Source organism: Halostella pelagica (assembly GCF_004762015.1).
Taxonomy (GTDB): Archaea; Halobacteriota; Halobacteria; order Halobacteriales; family Natronoarchaeaceae; genus Halostella; species Halostella pelagica.
Genome location: NZ_SJES01000001.1, coordinates 93,635 through 109,953, shown reverse-complemented (window position 1 = coordinate 109,953; position 16,319 = coordinate 93,635). Strand labels below are relative to the sequence as shown.

The 16,319-nt window shown below is 64.7% G+C and carries 21 protein-coding genes and 1 tRNA gene; 5 read left to right on the top strand and 17 right to left on the bottom strand.

Annotation, left to right across the window (positions count from 1 at the left end; translation table 11 throughout):
- Window positions 1-106 precede the first annotated feature (106 nt).
- From EYW42_RS00615 to EYW42_RS00600, 4 genes are all read right to left on the bottom strand, one after another.
- The gene (locus tag EYW42_RS00615) at window positions 107-676 is read right to left on the bottom strand and encodes a cysteine hydrolase family protein (RefSeq protein ID WP_135533323.1); all 570 of its coding nucleotides are present in this window, start codon (window positions 674-676) and stop codon (window positions 107-109) included.
- Complete coding sequence (locus EYW42_RS00610) at window positions 676-1,518, bottom strand: YqcI/YcgG family protein (protein WP_135533322.1); 843 nt, start codon at window positions 1,516-1,518, stop codon at window positions 676-678. Before EYW42_RS00610 ends, EYW42_RS00615 begins: the two co-directional genes overlap by 1 nt.
- Before the next feature lie 54 nt (window positions 1,519-1,572).
- Window positions 1,573-2,031, bottom strand: a complete 459-nt coding sequence (locus EYW42_RS00605; RefSeq protein WP_135533321.1) for an MOSC domain-containing protein — start codon at window positions 2,029-2,031, stop codon at window positions 1,573-1,575.
- Between the two features lie 135 nt (window positions 2,032-2,166).
- Window positions 2,167-2,559, bottom strand: a complete 393-nt coding sequence (locus tag EYW42_RS00600; protein ID WP_135533320.1) for a methylglyoxal synthase — start codon at window positions 2,557-2,559, stop codon at window positions 2,167-2,169.
- 90 nt (window positions 2,560-2,649) lie between these two features.
- Here EYW42_RS00600 and EYW42_RS00595 point away from each other — a divergent pair, with 90 nt between their 5' ends.
- The 4 genes from EYW42_RS00595 (at window position 2,650) to EYW42_RS00580 (ending at window position 4,592) form a co-directional block, all read left to right on the top strand.
- Window positions 2,650-3,429, top strand: coding sequence for a glycosyltransferase (locus EYW42_RS00595; RefSeq protein ID WP_135533319.1), 780 nt, complete (start codon window positions 2,650-2,652; stop codon window positions 3,427-3,429).
- A gap of 4 nt (window positions 3,430-3,433) precedes the next feature.
- The gene (locus EYW42_RS00590) at window positions 3,434-3,898 is read left to right on the top strand and encodes a GtrA family protein (protein WP_135533318.1); all 465 of its coding nucleotides are present in this window, start codon (window positions 3,434-3,436) and stop codon (window positions 3,896-3,898) included.
- A gap of 60 nt (window positions 3,899-3,958) precedes the next feature.
- Window positions 3,959-4,033 (top strand) — tRNA-Met (locus EYW42_RS00585).
- A gap of 235 nt (window positions 4,034-4,268) precedes the next feature.
- The gene (locus EYW42_RS00580; RefSeq protein ID WP_135533317.1) at window positions 4,269-4,592 is read left to right on the top strand and encodes a hypothetical protein; all 324 of its coding nucleotides are present in this window, start codon (window positions 4,269-4,271) and stop codon (window positions 4,590-4,592) included.
- 76 nt (window positions 4,593-4,668) lie between these two features.
- Here EYW42_RS00580 and EYW42_RS00575 read toward each other — a convergent pair whose 3' ends face one another.
- From EYW42_RS00575 to EYW42_RS00515, 13 genes are all read right to left on the bottom strand, one after another.
- Window positions 4,669-5,355 carry a type 1 glutamine amidotransferase domain-containing protein gene (locus EYW42_RS00575; RefSeq protein ID WP_135533316.1) on the bottom strand — a complete coding sequence of 229 codons (687 nt, stop codon included), beginning with the start codon at window positions 5,353-5,355 and terminating at the stop codon, window positions 4,669-4,671.
- Between the two features lie 70 nt (window positions 5,356-5,425).
- A complete protein-coding gene (hpt, locus tag EYW42_RS00570; RefSeq protein ID WP_135533315.1) occupies window positions 5,426-5,992 on the bottom strand; it encodes a hypoxanthine/guanine phosphoribosyltransferase in 567 nt (188 codons plus the stop codon).
- Window positions 5,993-6,247: 255 nt separating this feature from the next.
- The gene (locus EYW42_RS00565; protein WP_237561252.1) at window positions 6,248-6,865 is read right to left on the bottom strand and encodes a DUF7344 domain-containing protein; all 618 of its coding nucleotides are present in this window, start codon (window positions 6,863-6,865) and stop codon (window positions 6,248-6,250) included.
- Between the two features lie 155 nt (window positions 6,866-7,020).
- Window positions 7,021-7,356, bottom strand: a complete 336-nt coding sequence (locus tag EYW42_RS00560) for a DUF7322 domain-containing protein (protein WP_135533314.1) — start codon at window positions 7,354-7,356, stop codon at window positions 7,021-7,023.
- A gap of 78 nt (window positions 7,357-7,434) precedes the next feature.
- On the bottom strand, window positions 7,435-9,195 hold the full coding sequence (locus EYW42_RS00555; protein ID WP_135533313.1) for a Na(+)/H(+) antiporter subunit D: 1,761 nt from the start codon (window positions 9,193-9,195) through the stop codon (window positions 7,435-7,437).
- Complete coding sequence (locus tag EYW42_RS00550; RefSeq protein ID WP_135533312.1) at window positions 9,195-11,045, bottom strand: cation:proton antiporter; 1,851 nt, start codon at window positions 11,043-11,045, stop codon at window positions 9,195-9,197. Before EYW42_RS00550 ends, EYW42_RS00555 begins: the two co-directional genes overlap by 1 nt.
- Window positions 11,042-12,577, bottom strand: a complete 1,536-nt coding sequence (locus EYW42_RS00545; RefSeq protein WP_135533311.1) for a monovalent cation/H+ antiporter subunit D family protein — start codon at window positions 12,575-12,577, stop codon at window positions 11,042-11,044. Before EYW42_RS00545 ends, EYW42_RS00550 begins: the two co-directional genes overlap by 4 nt.
- Window positions 12,570-12,935: a cation:proton antiporter subunit C gene (locus tag EYW42_RS00540; protein ID WP_135534007.1), complete on the bottom strand. Its 366-nt coding sequence runs from the start codon at window positions 12,933-12,935 to the stop codon at window positions 12,570-12,572. Before EYW42_RS00540 ends, EYW42_RS00545 begins: the two co-directional genes overlap by 8 nt.
- Window positions 12,935-13,408 (bottom strand): MnhB domain-containing protein, encoded by a 474-nt coding sequence (locus EYW42_RS00535; protein ID WP_135533310.1) that lies wholly within the window; start codon window positions 13,406-13,408, stop codon window positions 12,935-12,937. The genes EYW42_RS00540 and EYW42_RS00535 overlap by 1 nt, the downstream gene beginning before the upstream one ends.
- Window positions 13,405-13,944 carry a DUF4040 domain-containing protein gene (locus EYW42_RS00530; RefSeq protein WP_135533309.1) on the bottom strand — a complete coding sequence of 180 codons (540 nt, stop codon included), beginning with the start codon at window positions 13,942-13,944 and terminating at the stop codon, window positions 13,405-13,407. The genes EYW42_RS00535 and EYW42_RS00530 overlap by 4 nt, the downstream gene beginning before the upstream one ends.
- Window positions 13,941-14,258 carry a monovalent cation/H(+) antiporter subunit G gene (gene mnhG / locus EYW42_RS00525; protein WP_135533308.1) on the bottom strand — a complete coding sequence of 106 codons (318 nt, stop codon included), beginning with the start codon at window positions 14,256-14,258 and terminating at the stop codon, window positions 13,941-13,943. The genes EYW42_RS00530 and mnhG overlap by 4 nt, the downstream gene beginning before the upstream one ends.
- Window positions 14,255-14,542 (bottom strand): cation:proton antiporter, encoded by a 288-nt coding sequence (locus EYW42_RS00520; RefSeq protein WP_135533307.1) that lies wholly within the window; start codon window positions 14,540-14,542, stop codon window positions 14,255-14,257. The genes mnhG and EYW42_RS00520 overlap by 4 nt, the downstream gene beginning before the upstream one ends.
- Window positions 14,539-15,582: a monovalent cation/H+ antiporter subunit E gene (locus EYW42_RS00515; protein ID WP_135533306.1), complete on the bottom strand. Its 1,044-nt coding sequence runs from the start codon at window positions 15,580-15,582 to the stop codon at window positions 14,539-14,541. Before EYW42_RS00515 ends, EYW42_RS00520 begins: the two co-directional genes overlap by 4 nt.
- Window positions 15,583-15,865: 283 nt before the next feature.
- Here EYW42_RS00515 and EYW42_RS00510 point away from each other — a divergent pair, with 283 nt between their 5' ends.
- Window positions 15,866-16,288: a hypothetical protein gene (locus EYW42_RS00510; RefSeq protein ID WP_135533305.1), complete on the top strand. Its 423-nt coding sequence runs from the start codon at window positions 15,866-15,868 to the stop codon at window positions 16,286-16,288.
- Window positions 16,289-16,319: the final 31 nt, after the last annotated feature.

Below are 16,319 nucleotides of genomic sequence, written 5' to 3'. Positions count from 1 at the left end.
GGTCGGGCCCGTGCCGATAACCGTACTCGCCGTCTGTCAGCGGGTGGTCTGTTCCGAACAGCGCCGGCCGAGTTCATCCGACCGGGCGGACACGTTCGGACAAGCGCTACTCCCGGTCGGAAACAGCCTCGACGACTGCGTCGGTCTCTGTGACGGACGCGAACTCCCCTTGCAAATGCGCGAGGGCGGTGCGATGCACTGTTTCCGGGTCGAACCGCTCGCCGTCGAGCGTCCGCCCGAACGAGGCCGTCGCGTCACGCACGAGGTATACGTCGAACCCGCGGTTCTCCGCCATGCGCGTCGTCGTTGATACGCAGTGGTCTGTCGTCAGCCCGCAGACGACGAGCGTTTCGTACCCCCGCTCGCGTAGCCACGATTCCAGACCTGTATCGACGAACGCGCCGTTGACCCGTTTGACGAACTCGACCTCGCCGTCGCGCCGTTCGAGTCCTCGCTTGAACCGGAACCCGGGTTCGTCACTGCGGAGCGGTGACGTCGGTTCCGCGGAATCGTGGCGGACGTGTACGACGGGGAGTCCGCGCTCGCGCCACGTCTCAAGTAACCGGGCGGCATTTCCTTCGGCGTCCGGATTGTTGCGCGTCCCCCACTGCGAGTCGTCGAACCCCCGCTGGAAATCAACGAGGAGGAGAACCGGTTGCTCACTGGTCCCGAACATCAGTGGTCGCCCCCGGGAAGCGTTGCGGCTTCAGACTGCCGAGCAGGGTCGAGCAACAACTCCGACTTCGGATGTTCGCGGGTGACGTCGATAGGACACTCGTCCGGTGCCTGGTCCGAGTCCTCTGACAGCATATACTGGGGCCATTCGCGGTCCCCTTCCACGCCCCAGTCGCCGAGATCGGCGTGCGGACAGACGCCGTCGTACTCTTCGAGACGGCCCTGGATCACGTCTCTGGCGTGTCGCCCCGCCTCCGTCTCTGGGGTTACGTTCAGCTGTTCGAACAGCGCTCGCGGCTGAAAGGTGATCTCCAGCCCGACCGGACAGTACCGGCTGTTTCGCTTCTCGTAGAACGGCGCTCGGCAGGTCGGAAACATCGGCTCGCCGCCGAAGCAGAACTCCCAGTACGGGTCGTCGGGGTCAGTCGTGATATCTTCTGGCCACGGTTCCGGGTCGTGAACGTGGAGAAACTGCAGGATGTGCCACAGCCGCTCGTGATACTTCGCCTCCCGGAGTTCCCGTTCAGGTGGCCTGAAAAACGCGACCAGCGACGCACGGTCGCTGTGGTCCTGATAGGTATCGAGATAATCGAGCAGCGTCCGCCCCAGACCGAGCAGCGCGTCCTTGTGAGTCGTCGAGGGGACTGCGGTGTACAGCGGGTCTCCGTTTTCGACTGATTCGACCCCGAAAAAGCAGGGAAACGGCGAACCGTTCCGCTCGCCCAACAGCCCGTCCCGGAACGAGTTCCAGTGGTCGGCGACCCAATCGGGAGCGTCGCCGGTGTCGACGCGCTCCGCAACGGTTGCCTGGTCCTGTAGGCTACCGACTATCTGGCCCGTCATAGTTGCCTGAAGGTGCTCTACTCGCATTTATCCGTCGGTTTTGACAGTTACGCGCTACAGGGGACGAACGTCGTCGCCGACGCGAACCCGGCCGCCGTCGATGATCCGACACCGCAGTCCACCGCGGTGAACGAGCGCCTCGCGGACGCCCTGTGTTTCGAGGCGGCGCTCCAGATACGAGCACGGTTCGCACAGCTCTGTCCCGACGCACACCGCCTCGCCGACGCGGAACCTGCGGTCTACGAAGTGGTTGAGCCGAACGCCTTCGGTGGTAATATTTCGCCGGTGCACTCCCGCTTCGAGTTCGATCCCGTAGTCGCGCTCGACGGCGGCGAGAGCCTCGTGTTCGATGAGCGTCAGGTCGCTTCCCGACCGTTCGGCGAACGTGCCTTCTTCGACGAAATATCGGTCGCCTCGGAGGCCGGCGTCGGCGACAGCCTCCGCTCGCCCGTGCGACTCCGGTTCGGCCCCTTGCTCTGGCGCAGTGTGAATCGACTGAACTCGACCACTCATACCAGTGATCGGTACGGGTCGATCTTATATCTGACCGTGAAAGGAGGCGTCGTCCGAACGGTACGCTACGGTAGCCACTGACAGTCGATGGAGATCTGATCGCACGACGGCTGGGCGATCAGTGTATGAATCGTTTCAGTTGTTGCTACCCTGTCTGTGCTCCCGCCGCAGACCGTCGAGGACGTACTCCGCGGAGGTGCGCGTCGTCGCGAGCGGCGTGTCGTGGACGTCGCAGATCCGTAGCAACGCAGTGATATCCGGCTCGTGAGGTTGCGCGGTCAGCGGGTCTCGCAGAAAGATGATCGCGTCGATGCGTCCCTCAGCAACCTCGGCACCGATCATCATATCGCCCCCGAGCGGACCCGACGCCTTCCGTTCGACGTCGAGGCCCGTTTCCTCGATCACACGCTTGCCGGTCGTCCCGGTGGCGATCAGTTCGAACGATTCCAGCGTCTCGTCGTACTCAGTCGCCAGGTCGATGAGTTCCGGTTTCTCGTCGTCGTGTGCGATGAGCGCAACGCGTGTCATACTGTCACAGTCGTTCGGGCGATAGATAGGCGTTCGGTGCTGGGCGTTTACCGAATCATTTTACTCATCCCGGCCGCCTCATGCTGGTAGATGCCTCCGTCCCTCGGCGTTGTCGTGCCGGCCTACCGCCCCGACATCGACGTCCTGCGGTCGTACGTCCGGGCGCTCGACGAGCGCCTCGACCCGGAGGTGCTCCGCGTCGAACTCGACGACCCCGACGCCGGAGTCCGGGACGCACTGACGGACCTTCCGGCGACGGTCAACGCCGTCGCTACGCGCCGGGGGAAAGGCGGCGCGATCACGTTCGGGTTCGAGCGCCTGAACACCGACATCCTCGCGTTCGCCGATGCGGACGGCAGCACGCCGGCGACCTCTGTCGCCGATGTGGTCGAACCGCTTCGCGCGGGCGACGCCTCCCTTTCCGTCGGCTCCCGTCGCCATCCCGACGCCGACGTGCGCGGCCACCAGACGTTCGCGCGCCGCCGACTCGGCGACGTGTTCGCCTGGGTCGCCCGGCGGCTCCTCGCCGCCGACCTCTACGACTTCCAGTGCGGGGCGAAGGCCATCACGCGCGACGCCTGGCGGGACGTCCGAAGCCATCTGTACGAACCGGGCTTCGCCTGGGACGTAGAACTGATCGCGATGACCGCCGCCTTCGACCACCGCATCGTCGAGGTGCCGGTCACCTGGGAGGACATGCCCAACTCGACAGTCTCGCCCGTCGGAACCGCGCTCGAACTCGGCCGCGCGCTCTTTCGCGCCCGCCACCGCGCCCGCCGCGTTCGGGGCGATAGCTTCCACGCCGCCATCGCACGCACGGTCGACGACCCTATCGCGCTCGTCGACCGGTTCTCGCCCGATAACGAGTGATCCCATGATCGATGCCATCCGCCCTCGCCTGCGTGCGCTCCGCTCGGGGGTCCGCTTCGGCCAGTTCGTGTCTGTCGGCGCGTTCGGAGCGGTCTGTGACAACGTCGTCCTCGGAACGCTACTCCATTTCGGTGTCGCGCCGGAACTGGCCAAACTCGCCGGCGCGGAGACGGCGATCGTTCTCATGTTTCTCGTCAACGAACACTGGACGTTCGCAGACCAGGGAGCGCCCGGTGTCGCGTCTTTCGTCCGCCGGTTCCTCACGTCTAATCTCGTCCGCGCCGGCGGCGTCGTCGTCGCCACCGCCGTCTTCTCGCAGCTATATCGGCGTATCGACGTGTCTATCGGGGTCGCAGGGGTCGAACTCTGGTTCCTCGTGGCTAACCTGTTCGGCATCGCCGCGGGCCTGCTGGTCAACTACGTCGCGGAGAGTCTCTTCACGTGGCAGGTTCGTGAGGGGGAAAGGTAGAAACTCCCACACGGCGACCGAATCACAACCCTTAACTAGCGAACCGCGTTACGAGAATGTAGCGGGATGGGATAGCCAGGAGATTCCGGCGGGCTCATAACCCGCAGACCGGTAGTTCAAATCTACCTCCCGCTACTTTTCCAGAATTCAACTCTCAAGCGAGGCGTTTAATCGCCGAGCGACCGCTGAATTCTGGAAAATGCGACGAGTAGATTTGAAGCAGGGAGTGGAGCAGCGGAACGACCGAGGTTCAAATCTACCTCCCGCTACTTCTTGTGACTTCACACCTCCAGCGAGGCGTTTCATCGTCGAGCGTCTCGTGAAGTCACGGAGGCAACGGGCTTTTATCAACTACTGGTGATTACGAAGTATGGCTTCCGGACCTCCGTACCCCGTCTGGCTTTTCGGACTCGGGGTTGTGACGGCCGCTGTCGGACTCGTCTATCTGTTATACATGGGTCTCCGTCAGGACCACGTAACGGGCGACTATCACTTCACGTGGGGCATCGGGGTCGTCTCTTTGTTCCTCCTGGGGTTCGCGCCCGGTCTCGTCGGCATTGGACTGTACGCGACTATCGAACGGGACTTTCCGATCCACTACCTGTTCATGTCGGTGCTCCTCGCAGTCCTCGTCGTCGCTGTGCTCGGATACAGCGTCTCCACTGCGTCGACGGCCACAGTCGGACTGTTGTGAGGCTGCCGGCGCGGTCGGAGCGTTGACACCGGGTCTTCAGACACGAAAACCGCCGCTACCGTTCCGCTCCGCCGCGTCAATTCGCTTCGACGCCCAGACGCTCGATGAGCGCGGTTCCCGCCGCGTGCGAGGACTCGGGCCCGCGGCCGGTGATCAGGTCGCCGTCGTGGGTGACGCTCTCCTCGGCGTCGAGTTCGGCGTCCCAGTTCGCGCCGGCGGCTTTCACCTCGTCCTCGACCCAGTAGGGCAGTTTGCGCCCGTCGGGCATGTTGTCGTGTTCGTCGACGATGTCTTTCTCCCAGTCGTTCGGGAACCCAGTGACGTCGCGGCCCTCGACGAGGAAGTCACCGTCGCTGTCGCGCGTGAACGCGAGGATGGCGACGGCGTGACAGACGACCAGCGCGACGCCGTCATCTCTCTCGACGGTTTCGCGTAGCAGCGCGCGGGCGTGTCGGTCCTGGTTCACGTCCCACACAGCGCCGTGTCCGCCGGGGAACACGACTGCGTCGTACATGTCCGCGCTCGCGGTGGCGAGCGGCTTCGGATTCGCCATCCGGTCGTCGTTGTGAACGTCCATGACCTCCTCGACGGTGTCCTCGCCGACGGTGTCCGGGTCGATCGACCGGTCGTCGACGACCGGTTTCCCGCCGCTCGGCGTGGCAACGTCGATGTCGACGTCCCGGTCCGATAGCATCGAAAACGGCGTCGCGCATTCTTCCCCCCAGTACCCCTCCTGACTGACGACAAACAGTACCGATGTCATCGGGTGTACTACCACGGAGAAGCGAATAAGTCCCACGCAGGTTCGAACGGATTGTCGGCTTCTTCCGGTCCTAACTGTCCCCGTTGCCGTCGACGATGACGACTTCGCCGTCCTGCACCTCGACGTTTATCAGCGTCTTCACGTGGTGGTCGGTGTCGTCGAGTTTGTTCGGCCCGGCCTTCTTGATGACGGCGACCGTGTCGACGACGTCCGCGCCGATATCCTCCAGCGAGGTGAGGATAGCGTTTAGCGTGCCGCCCGTACTGAGAACGTCGTCGAGAACGAGAACGCGGTCGCCCTCGTCGACGTCGTTGATGTACATCTCGCTATCGCTGTACCCGGTTTCCTGAAACAGCGCCACTTCGCCGTCCAGGCCGTACTGGCGCTTGCGAATGACGACGAGTGGGATGTCCGTCATCAGCGACACCGCTGTGCTGATGTGGATCCCCATCGCCGCGGGGGTGACGATCTTGTCTACGTCTTCCAGATCGGCCTTCCGAATGAGTTTGATGACGATCTCCCGCAGTAGCCCGGGTTCGAGCATCGGGACCCCATCGCTGATGGGGTGAACGAAGTAGTGATATCCGTCTTTTTCGATGATCGGCGCATCGAGCAGGGACCGCCGTAACTGATCCATATCGGGGCTACTCGGCCACCCAGTAAAAAATACTGGATGTTGTCTTCACAGAATCCGGTGAAACATCACTTCCCATACCAGTCCGTGAGTTCGTAATTTTCGCTTCTGCGCCGGTCTGAACGACGAGCGGCGGGAGCAGGCAGAGACGGACGCAGCTATCGCGGTACAGGAGAAACGGTCGCGGCTATCGCGGTGAGAGACGGGAAAGCCGGATCACGACCGGATGGAACTGGCATCGATCCGGACGAACCTCGCCTAGTCGTCGGATTCGAATCCGAGTTCGGGCGGGACCTCCCGTTCGCCGAGACGCATGTTCCGTTCGTGGTAGATGTGTGCAACGGCGGAGAACGTGACGACGACCGCGATCACCGTCGCCCAGACGAGGTTCGAGACGAGCGTGAACGGATAGACATGGCCCCAGAGCGCGGCGACGAGCGCGCAACTGACAGCGCCGAGCGAGAGGTAGTACTCGCGCCAGGCGAACTCGTTGCCGGGCACTATCTCCAGATAGATGTTCAGATCGTCGGTCGTTTCGGTGCTCTCGATGGTGCCGCGCGAAGAGTCGTATTCGACAATTTCCGTCTCGTCCAGTTTCGGGAGGTGCGTCTGCTGGAGCGTCGTGTAGACGCGTTTTCGTTGCGCCGAAGTGACTTCGTCGATGGTCGTATTGTACTCCCACGCGGCGACCTGACTCGCCAGGTCGCCCAGTTCTACCGGCGTGTCGTTTCGCTTCAGATACTGGAGGACGTATCTACGCCGCTGGTTCCGAAGGACGTCGAATATCTCCGTTTTGGAGAGATCATTGTCGTCCTCGTCGGTGGACGAGTCGGACGGTGCTATCTCCGTGCCGCTACTCATCGATTCGCTTGCCATTGTTGTGTCGACACCATCGACGACCGGCGGCGGAGCGATCCGGGGAACGTCGAACAGTGTACCATACGTCCGACCAGTCCTTCCTCCTACATAAGCTATTCCCGTCAACAGATGTCACTATATTATCACATTATCGGATATGTGTAATATTCATATCACTCTTCTCGCTGATCGTAGCGGGTGTAGACCCGCCAAGCGAGAACGGCGATGAGGCCGCCGGCGAGAATCAGACGGCCGCCGAAATTCCAGTTCCCGCGGAAGGCGACGAACATGATTCCGAGACTGAACGCGAGTACGCACGCGTTAGCGAGTATGACGAGTATCCAGAACCACCACAGCAGGTCCGACGGAACGTCCTCGTACTCGGCATCGACGGACGGCACGTCAGGTCCGTCGACGGAAGGCAGGTCGGGACCGAGTTCCTCCTCTGGGGGCGGACCCTCTTCCAGTTCGAACGGGTCCTCGTGGTCGTCCCCGGAGTCGTCTAACATGACCTACACTGGTAGTCGGACACTGATAAACCACGCCGAATCCGGTCGAGAATCCGGCGACCGACATGCCGAGACGGGTCAGACGAGAAGCACTGCGAGCACCGCCGTTAGTACGACAGTGAGGATCAAGACGCTGGTTCCGATAGTGGTGTCCATCGGGACGTGGCCCTGTTCGGGATCGAAGCCGATCTCCTCTCTGCCTGGTAAGTACCGCGTCACCCGCCGCGGGTCGCGTGCGGTGTCCATCGCGACCTCGGCGGCGGCGACGGCCGCGCGGTCGACCGCGGCGTACGTTTCGGTGACGAACCGGACCGTGGCGCGCGTGGCGTAGAACGTCAGCGGTTCGTACGCCGAGTCGACATCCGGCACGCCCGCCAGTTTCGCCAGCGGTTTCTTCAGGAGGAAGAACCCGACGACAGCGATGACGGCGAGTACCAGCACTTCCTGGATGTGCGGGATCGTGTACGGGTGTGCCTCCTCCGCGCCGTGGCCTGGCAGGATGCCGAACAGCGCGTCGGGGTAGAGGCCGTATGCGACACAGAGCGCGGCGATAGACAGCATCGCGGCCTGCTGGCCGCGGTTAGCGTCGGGAACGCTGTGGCTTCGCTCGCCGTGGTAGAAGACGTAGTAGCCGAGTTTGATGAACGACATGAACGTCCCGACGCCTCCGATCAGGAGGAGATACCACAGCGCGTCGAGATGTTCGTGATGGGCCGCCGTGACAACCATCCCTTTGCTGACGAACCCGTTGAAGCCGGGGAACCCGGCGATAGAGAGCGCCGCGATGGTAAACGCGAGGCAGGTCAGCGGCATCTCCCGGGCGAGTCCGCCGACCTTCTTCAGGTTCTCCTCTCCGGTCCGGTAGATGACTGCGCCGACCGTCATGAACAGCAGGCTCTTGTATAGGATGTGGTTGTACACGTGACCGAACGCTCCCGCGGTCGCGAGCGCCCCGCCGATACCGACGCCGGCGACCATGTAGCCGACCTGCGACTGGATGTGGTAGGAGAGCAGGCGGCGCATGTCGTTCTGGAGCAGCGCCATCGACGCGCCGAAGACGGCCATCGCGCCGCCCATGTAGGCGATCCAGAGGTGGCCGTCCGGGAAAGCGCGGTACATGCCGTACACGCCGGTTTTGGTGGTGAACACGCAGAGGAACACGCTCGCGGCGATATGCGGCCGCGGGTACGTGTCCGGCAGCCAGGCGTGCAGACCGACGAAGCCGACGTTGACGCCGATCCCGACGGCCGCGAGTACCTTCGGAACGACACCGGCCATACCCGCTGCGTGGTCTACTCCCCCGAGCGATCCGAACAGGAAGGTGCCGACTTCCGCGTAGTGCCAGACGATCGCGGCCATCAGTAGGCTTCCGCCGATGCCGTGCAACAGGGCGTACCGGAAGCCAGCCCGCACCGCCGGACCGCCGTAATCCCAGACCAGTAGCGTGCTGGTGATAGCCATCAGCTCCCAGAAGAAAATGAGCGTGAGCCAATCGCCGGCGAAGACGGCCCCGAGACTGGTTCCGACGTACGTCAGCGCGTACGCGGTCTGGACGTTCTCGGCGTCGCTGAAGTACGAGTACGTCACCGCGGCGGTGCCGATGAGACCGAAGATGATCCCCATCAGCCGCGAGAAGCCGTCCACGTTGAACAGGACGGCTTCGAATCCGAGAAACGTCACGTCGAGATACGCCCCCGCCGGGACGAGATACGTCCACGCCATCACGACAGCGGTGGCGAGCGCGCCGAGGGCGTGGCCGACCCGGCGCGAGAGCCAGGGGAGGAGGAGCGCAACGGCGAGTACCGGCACGGCGGGCGGAACGGCGGTGAACTCCACCATCAGCCCATCACCCCCGTCACGACCAGATCGACGATCTGCAGGAACACGGCCGTGTGCGGCACGACTCCCAGCGCGACTGCGCCGAGGGCCGCCGTCGAGATGGGACCGAGCATGAACCACGTGCTTTCGGTGCGAACGGAGCGACGCTCCCACCCGCCGACCGGCGGCCCGCCGTGGTGGTTGTGGTGGGCGTCAGAGTCCTTCTCGTCGTACCCGTGGTGTTCGCGACCGGCGTCAGGGCGCTCGTCGCTCTCGTCGTCGCGTTCCTCGCCCTGGCGGTCCTCCACCGCTCGCGGATCACTCTCCATATGATCGCTCGGATACCGGTCGACGGCGTACTCCTCTTCACCGTCCGCGATCCCGGCGTTCGGGCCGTTGTCCGACTCGCCGTCGGAAGCGGGGCCGCTCCGCCGGTCGTCGTCCGACGACGGTCCCCCGTCCGCCACGGCCGAGGGCGTCGACTTCCCGCCGAACGGGTTCTCGATGAGCGGCTTGGTGTCCGCGTCCGCCGCGGTCTGGAAGAACGCCTGGTAGACAATGGGCCAGAAGTACGCGATGTTCAACACGCCCGACAGCAACAGCGCGACGGCGAAGGCGGCGTACCCCGCCTCGACGCTTCCCAGCAACAGGTACCACTTGCTTACGAACCCGGCGAGGAGCGGAATGCCTGCCATCCCGAGGCTGGCGACGCCGAACGCCGCCATCGTCAGCGGCATCCTCCGGCCGATCCCGGCCATGTCGCTGATGTCGTCGGTGTGTGTCTCGACGTGAATGGCCCCCGCACAGAAGAACAGGGTGAGCTTCATGAACGCGTGGGCGGGGATGTGGAGCAGTCCGCCGGTCAACGCCAACCCCGTGCTGTCGTACGCCCCGACGCCGAGTCCGAGGACGATGTACGATAGCTGGCTCACCGTCGAGTACGCGAGGCGGCGCTTGAGGTTGTCCTGTCGCAGTGCGATGACGCTCGCCGTCAGCAGCGTAAACGCCGCGACGGCGGCCAGCACGACGCCGACCCCGAGGTCCGCGACAGTCTCCGGGCCGAACACGTCCAAGACGACGCGCGAGATGCCGAACACGCCGCTCTTGACGACGGCGACGGCGTGAAGCAGTCCCGAAACCGGCGTCGGCGCGACCATCGCGTCGGGGAGCCAGGAGTGCATCGGCATCAGCGCCGCCTTGACCCCGAACCCGCCCGCGAGCAGTGCGAACGCGGCGCGAGCGTACATCGGATCCGCGGCGCCCAGTCCGTCGATGCCGCCCGGCGTGAACGCGACGGTACCGGCCAGCCAGTAGACGAGCACGATGCCGGCGAGGACGGCGACGCCGCCCCCGAACGTGTACGTGAGGTACTTCCGGCCGGCCGCGCGGGCCTCCGCGTCCTCGTCGTGGGTGACCAGCGGGTACGTCGCGACGGTCAGTAGCTCGTAGAACACGAAGAGGACGAGCAGGTTCGACGCGAACGCCACGCCGACGGCGGCGGCGACGCTCGCCGCGAACGAGGCGAAGTAGCGCGTCTGGTTGTGTTCGTCGAGGCCGCGCATGTAGCCGATGCTGTAGAACGTCGTGATGATCCACAGGAAACTCGCGAGCAGCGCGAAGAGCGTTCCCAGCGCGTCGGCGTGCAGGGCGAAGTCGACGCCGAAGACGAACGTTCCCAGTTCGGTGACGTACACGTCCTCGGCGAGGACGCCCGGAACCATGCTGGCGACGACGCCGAACGTTCCGAGGGCGGCCGCGACGGACCACCCCTCGCGGACGTTCGGTCGGCGGTGCGACGCGAGGATTCCGACGATAGCGAGCGTGGACACGAGAACCGCGGCGAGCGGTCGGATTGAGTGGATCTCAGTCATGGTAAGAGCAGTTCGGGAAGGGTCTGTTCGAGCATCTGTGCGAACTCGGTGGCGACGAATCCGAGCGCGACTGCGCTGACCGCGACGATGGCGACGAGCGCGACGATACTGGGTGCGACGGCGGTAGACGCCGCGGCGTCACCACCGTCGGATCCGCCGTCAGCGACGGCCGCGTCCGTCGTCGGTCCGGGCGTCTCCGCCGTTTCGGGGGCCGTCGGCGGACTGCCGGCGAAGTACATCCGCTCGACGAGGCGCGCGAAGTACGCCAGCGTCAGGAGGGTGCTGGCGAGGATGACCGCCGCGATGAACCAGGACTCCGCCTGCACCGCCGCGAGCGCGATGTACCACTTGCCGACGAAGCCGACGGCCGGCGGGACGCCGACCATCGCAAGCGCGAGGACGGCGAACGAGCCGGCCAGGAACGGCCGCCGCGACGCCAGACCGCGGTACTCCGAGACGTGGCGCGCGCCGGTCGCCATCGCTATCGCGCCGGCGGTCAGGAAGAGGCCGCCTTTCATTATCGCGTGCCCGAGCAGGTGGATAGTTCCGCCGACGAGCGCCGACTCCGTCGCCAGCGCGAACGCGGCGACGACGAGGCCGAACTGGGAGACGGAGGAGTACGCGAGCATCCGCTTGACCTCGGTCTGAGTCACCGCGAGCGCGCTGCCGGCGACGACGCTGAGCCCGGCGAGGCCGACAACGATGTTCTGTGCGACCGGGTTCGCGGCGAAGAAGCCGACGGTGAACACGGAGAGGACCATCCGCGCGATGGCGTACGCCGAAACGGTCGAGACCAGCGCCGAGATAAACGCGCTGACGCTGTCGGGCGCGCTGGCGTAGGCCTCGGGCTGCCAGGTGTGAAGCGGGAACAGCGCGGACTTGACGGCCAGTCCCGTGACGATGAGCGCGAACGCAGTCAGGACGAGCGGGTCCGAGTAGCCGACATCGGCCAACTGCTCCGAGAGGTCGGCCATGTTCAACGTTCCGGTGGCGATGAACGCGTAGCCGACGCCGAGCAGGTACAGCGACGCGCCGACCGTCCCGATGAGCAGGTACTTCAGCGCCCCGACGGCCGCCCGGCCGGAGTCGCCGCTCGCGACGAGCGCGTAGGCCGCGAGGCCGGTGATCTCCAGGAATACGTACAGGTTGAACACGTCGCCGGTGACGCTCATACCGGAGAGACCGGCGACGAGCAGCAGGTACTCCGCGTGGAACGCCGGCGTGCGCGGTCCGGCCACTCGGGAGTAGACGAGGACGCCGAGCGAGACGACGGCGACGAGGAGAGCGACCGACGCCGACAGGCCGTCGACGACGAGTTCGATGCCGTACGGGACGCCGAAGTTCCCGACCTCGTACCGGACCGTCTCGCCGCCGAGAACCGTGGCCGCGAGCAGGCCAGCCATCCCGACCTGGACGGCGCTCGCCAGGAAGGCGACGCCCCAGGACACGCGTTCGTTCCACTGGCCGAGGACGAGCGCCGCGACCGCCGCCAGAATGGGCACGGCGACGAGCAGGGGGACGACGTCACTCATCGGCGCGCACCTCCCGGAGCACGTTCTCGTCTAACGTGCCGTACTCCGCGTAGATCCGGACGACGAGCGCGAGCGCAACCGCCGTCAGACTCACGCCGACGACGATAGCCGTCAGGATGAGCACGTGCGGCAGCGGGCTGACGTACGTACTGCCATGGCCGCCGTGTTCGACGACCGGCGGGGCACCTCCCTCGACGTACGCAGACGTGATGAAAAACAGGAAGATGCCCGTCTGGAAGACGTTCATCCCGATCACCTTCTTCACGAGGTTGGAGTTCTCTATCAGCATGTACGTCCCGATGCCGAGCAACAGCACGACGACGACGTAGTTGTATCTCGTCAGTAGCAGTTCCTCTATCATAGCAGATCCTCCTCCTCTCCCTCCGCGGGGTCGAAGCCGGCGGAGATGACGAAGAACAGACCGATGATGACGCCCGTCACGATAGCGCCGATACCGAGCTCGACGAGTTCGATACCGTAGCCGCTGGCGTGATGGATCCCTAGCTGTTCGTAGGCGTGGTACTCCAGAAAGGCCCCGTCGAGCGCGACCGATCCGAAGCCTATCGCCAGGAACACCAGAACGCCGCTCGCGATGAGCCCGAGGATCGCGGTCGGGTTCAGCCACGCCCGGACGGCCTCGATGCCGAACGCGAACGCGAGCATCAGGATGACGGTTCCGACGACGACGCCGCCCTGGAAGCCGCCGCCTGCCGATTCTGCGCCGTGGAACATGATGAACAGCCCCAGCGTCAGCACGAACGGAGCGACGAACCTGACGGTGGTCATGATGATGGTACTCTCGACGTACGGAGGGCGGTCGTTCGAACTCATACGAACTCACCTTGTCGGAGGACAACGAGAACGGCGACGCCCGCCGCGAACACGACGACCGCCTCTCCGAGCGTGTCGAACCCGCGGTAGGCGGCCAGCACTGCGGTGACGACGTTCTCTACTTCCGTCTCACCGTACGCGTTGTCCAGGTAGTACTGCGTCACCTCGCCAGCGACGACCGGCGCGTCCGGGTCGCCGATAGCCGGCAGCGACGGCACGGTCGTCAGGAGGGCTGCGGCGAGCGCTCCGCCGGCGGTCGCGCCGCGCCACCCCACCGACTCTAACAGTTCGTCGCTCGGCGGCCGGACGGTGCGAACGAGGGTGAGCAGGAACAGGAGCGTCATCACGCCGGCGCCGACTGCCGCCTCCGTCAGCGCCACGTCCGGTGCCTGGAGGTACACCCAGAGGATGGCGATTCCCAGGCTGTATCCGGCGAACGCGATGATCGATCCCAGTACGTCCCGAAGGAGCGCAGCGGTGACCGCGCTCCCGATGACGAACAGCAAGATCGCGGCTTCGAGCAGGGTCAGCGTCACGCGTCACCCTCCTCGTCAGCGGTCCACGGTTCGATGTCTTGGTCCTCGGCCGCCCGAGCGATAGCGTGGGCGGCGGTCGGGTTCGTGAGGAACATGAACACGAGCAACAGGACGGTCTTGACCGTCGGTACGCCGGCACCGAACGCCAGCGCGGCCGCGCCGAGCGAGAGCACCGCGCCGAGCGTATCGCTTTTCGACGCGGCGTGGGCGCGGGTGTAGAGGTCCGGCAGACGGAGCACGCCCACGGCTGCGACGATGGCGAAGAATATCCCGGCGACCGAGAGCGCGATCACGGCGATGTCGGTCGGCGTCATATGATCTCCCCCCGCTCGACGGTGAACTTGGAGATGGCGATGCTCATCAGGAAGTTCAACAGCGCGTAGATGAGCGCCACGTCGAGGAATCCGGGCTCGTCGAACGCCGCCGCAAGCAGTGCGATGATGACGACGGTGTTGCTCCCGATGACGTTGACCGCTATCACGCGGTCCTGCATCGTCGGGCCGCGAGCGACCCGATAGAGTACGACCACCGCGAGCGTTGCGAACGCGCCTGCGGCGGCGATGAGAACGTCGCTGACGAGCGGGGATAACCCGCTCATTCCTCGGTCACCTCCTCGTCCGCGCGGCGTTCGGCTGGGCTCTCGATGTTCGTGGCCTGACGGCCGTAGAAGACGAACCGAACGGCGCGCTCCAGACCCCCGTCTAGCAGGTCCTCACGAGCCGATGTCGTGAGCGTGTGGACGTAGAACCGTCGCTTGCGAACGTCGACGGTCAACGTGCCGGGCGTCAGGGTGATACTGTTCGCCAGCGTCGTCACGGGAACGTCGTCCCAGACGGCCGCTTTGAACTCCACCATCCCCGGATCGATAGGCAGGCGCGGATGAAGGACCACGTAGGCGATGGTGACGTTCGCCTTCGCTATCTCCCAGAGGAGGTACGGCGCGTACACGAGCGCTCGAAGGGCCCGGAGCGGTGTCCGCGAGTCGGGTGCCTCGCTCAGCGAGATCTGCGATAGCAGTGCGGCCGTTACTGCGGCGCTGAACGCGCCGGTGACGTAGTCGAACGTGCCGGCGAACCCGCCGATGACGAGATAGAACAGATACGACGCGCCGAACACTGTCGCGAACTGCGCGAGGTCGCTGCCTCGAACCAGCCGCGCCCGTCGCGTCTTTCGCTCGACCGGTGCTTCTTCGATAGTCAAATCCGACCGAGACAGTTCGTACTCCAGCGGTTGCACCATCGGCGCGCTTCCGGCGGGCGTGTATTCGGGGTCGACGATGACCCGGTCCAGGTCGTTCTCCGCCGCGTAGTCGATCAGCGTCCGGGCGTAGTCGATCGGGCTGAACAGGTACACGTCGCTGGCCTGGACGGCGGTTTCTATTCGGACTTCGGCGCTACCGTCCTCGTCGCCGAGATCCTCCCGGGCCCACACTTCGACCCGATCGAGGAGCGATTCCGGCTCGTCGAACTCTTCGGGGTCGGCGACGCGTCCGGTGATCGGATAGACGAAATGAACGGTCGCCGCTTCGCCGGCCTCGGCGCACTCCCTGGCCTCGCGGACGGCGTAGGCGACCGTTTTCCGGAGTGTGACGGATTCGCCGATAGGAACGAGAATACGACCGCTCGGACCCGTCGTCATGGTACCCCCGGATCCGACGCTCTACTCCAGTGTCTCGGTTGCATAGTCGCTACTCGTTGTACCCTTACCCACCGGATGGAAAACTATTTTTATATTCTTCTACGCCGAGGGAGGCCCGATGGTCCGCTATCCCGCGTTGCAGGGCGCGTAATCTCCGCTTACTCCGCTAATCGTTCCTTACTTCGCCGATCGGCCGCATCGCGAGCTGAATGCGGTGGGACGTAACTGGTAAGTATCCCGCACGAAGAGCGCAAAATCATATATACACACCCGCTGGTAATCCGTGCTTAGTGAACACATGGTCGCCGTAACGATATCCGAACCACACGAAGCAACGTTCAAAGGAGATTTCGGACTCGCAACGTCTGTCTGTGTCCGGTACGACCAGCCGACCGCCGGCACCCGATCGGCCGAGGGGTTCCGCGTCGACGAGGGCGATTTCTGGTTCTGGGACGACCCGGCGGGCAGGGAGTTCGAGGGGTTCGAAGTGCTCGAAGTCACACCGCAGGGCATCGTCGTGCGCTGGATCCGCGAGTCTATCTCCGACCGCGGCGACCGGGAGCGCAACCCGGACCATAAACTCGACTACGACCATCTGACGTACGAGTGGCTCGGTCAACTCGTCAGAAACGGGACGCTCCGGGTGTTCGGCCGCGACACCGGCTTCGAACACAACTCGCCCGTGCCGCACTCACGGTACGTCTGACGACCGTACCGAGGCGACGGTTTCGCCTTGC

What these genes read in the sequence shown, in the direction of transcription:
- EYW42_RS00565 (WP_237561252.1), bottom strand. Translation starts at nt 6,865, where the DNA reads ATGGCAAGCGAATCGATGAGTAGCGGCACGGAGATAGCACCGTCCGAC.
- EYW42_RS00600 (WP_135533320.1), bottom strand. Translation starts at nt 2,559, where the DNA reads ATGACACGCGTTGCGCTCATCGCACACGACGACGAGAAACCGGAACTC.
- EYW42_RS00545 (WP_135533311.1), bottom strand. Translation starts at nt 12,577, where the DNA reads ATGAGTGACGTCGTCCCCCTGCTCGTCGCCGTGCCCATTCTGGCGGCG.
- EYW42_RS00590 (WP_135533318.1), top strand. Translation starts at nt 3,434, where the DNA reads ATGATCGATGCCATCCGCCCTCGCCTGCGTGCGCTCCGCTCGGGGGTC.
- EYW42_RS00580 (WP_135533317.1), top strand. Translation starts at nt 4,269, where the DNA reads ATGGCTTCCGGACCTCCGTACCCCGTCTGGCTTTTCGGACTCGGGGTT.
- EYW42_RS00610 (WP_135533322.1), bottom strand. Translation starts at nt 1,518, where the DNA reads ATGACGGGCCAGATAGTCGGTAGCCTACAGGACCAGGCAACCGTTGCG.
- EYW42_RS00575 (WP_135533316.1), bottom strand. Translation starts at nt 5,355, where the DNA reads ATGACATCGGTACTGTTTGTCGTCAGTCAGGAGGGGTACTGGGGGGAA.
- EYW42_RS00515 (WP_135533306.1), bottom strand. Translation starts at nt 15,582, where the DNA reads ATGACGACGGGTCCGAGCGGTCGTATTCTCGTTCCTATCGGCGAATCC.
- EYW42_RS00605 (WP_135533321.1), bottom strand. Translation starts at nt 2,031, where the DNA reads ATGAGTGGTCGAGTTCAGTCGATTCACACTGCGCCAGAGCAAGGGGCC.
- EYW42_RS00535 (WP_135533310.1), bottom strand. Translation starts at nt 13,408, where the DNA reads ATGAGTTCGAACGACCGCCCTCCGTACGTCGAGAGTACCATCATCATG.
- mnhG (WP_135533308.1), bottom strand. Translation starts at nt 14,258, where the DNA reads ATGACGCCGACCGACATCGCCGTGATCGCGCTCTCGGTCGCCGGGATA.
- EYW42_RS00595 (WP_135533319.1), top strand. Translation starts at nt 2,650, where the DNA reads ATGCCTCCGTCCCTCGGCGTTGTCGTGCCGGCCTACCGCCCCGACATC.
- EYW42_RS00555 (WP_135533313.1), bottom strand. Translation starts at nt 9,195, where the DNA reads ATGGTGGAGTTCACCGCCGTTCCGCCCGCCGTGCCGGTACTCGCCGTT.
- EYW42_RS00615 (WP_135533323.1), bottom strand. Translation starts at nt 676, where the DNA reads ATGTTCGGGACCAGTGAGCAACCGGTTCTCCTCCTCGTTGATTTCCAG.
- EYW42_RS00520 (WP_135533307.1), bottom strand. Translation starts at nt 14,542, where the DNA reads ATGAGCGGGTTATCCCCGCTCGTCAGCGACGTTCTCATCGCCGCCGCA.
- EYW42_RS00550 (WP_135533312.1), bottom strand. Translation starts at nt 11,045, where the DNA reads ATGACTGAGATCCACTCAATCCGACCGCTCGCCGCGGTTCTCGTGTCC.
- EYW42_RS00560 (WP_135533314.1), bottom strand. Translation starts at nt 7,356, where the DNA reads ATGTTAGACGACTCCGGGGACGACCACGAGGACCCGTTCGAACTGGAA.
- hpt (WP_135533315.1), bottom strand. Translation starts at nt 5,992, where the DNA reads ATGGATCAGTTACGGCGGTCCCTGCTCGATGCGCCGATCATCGAAAAA.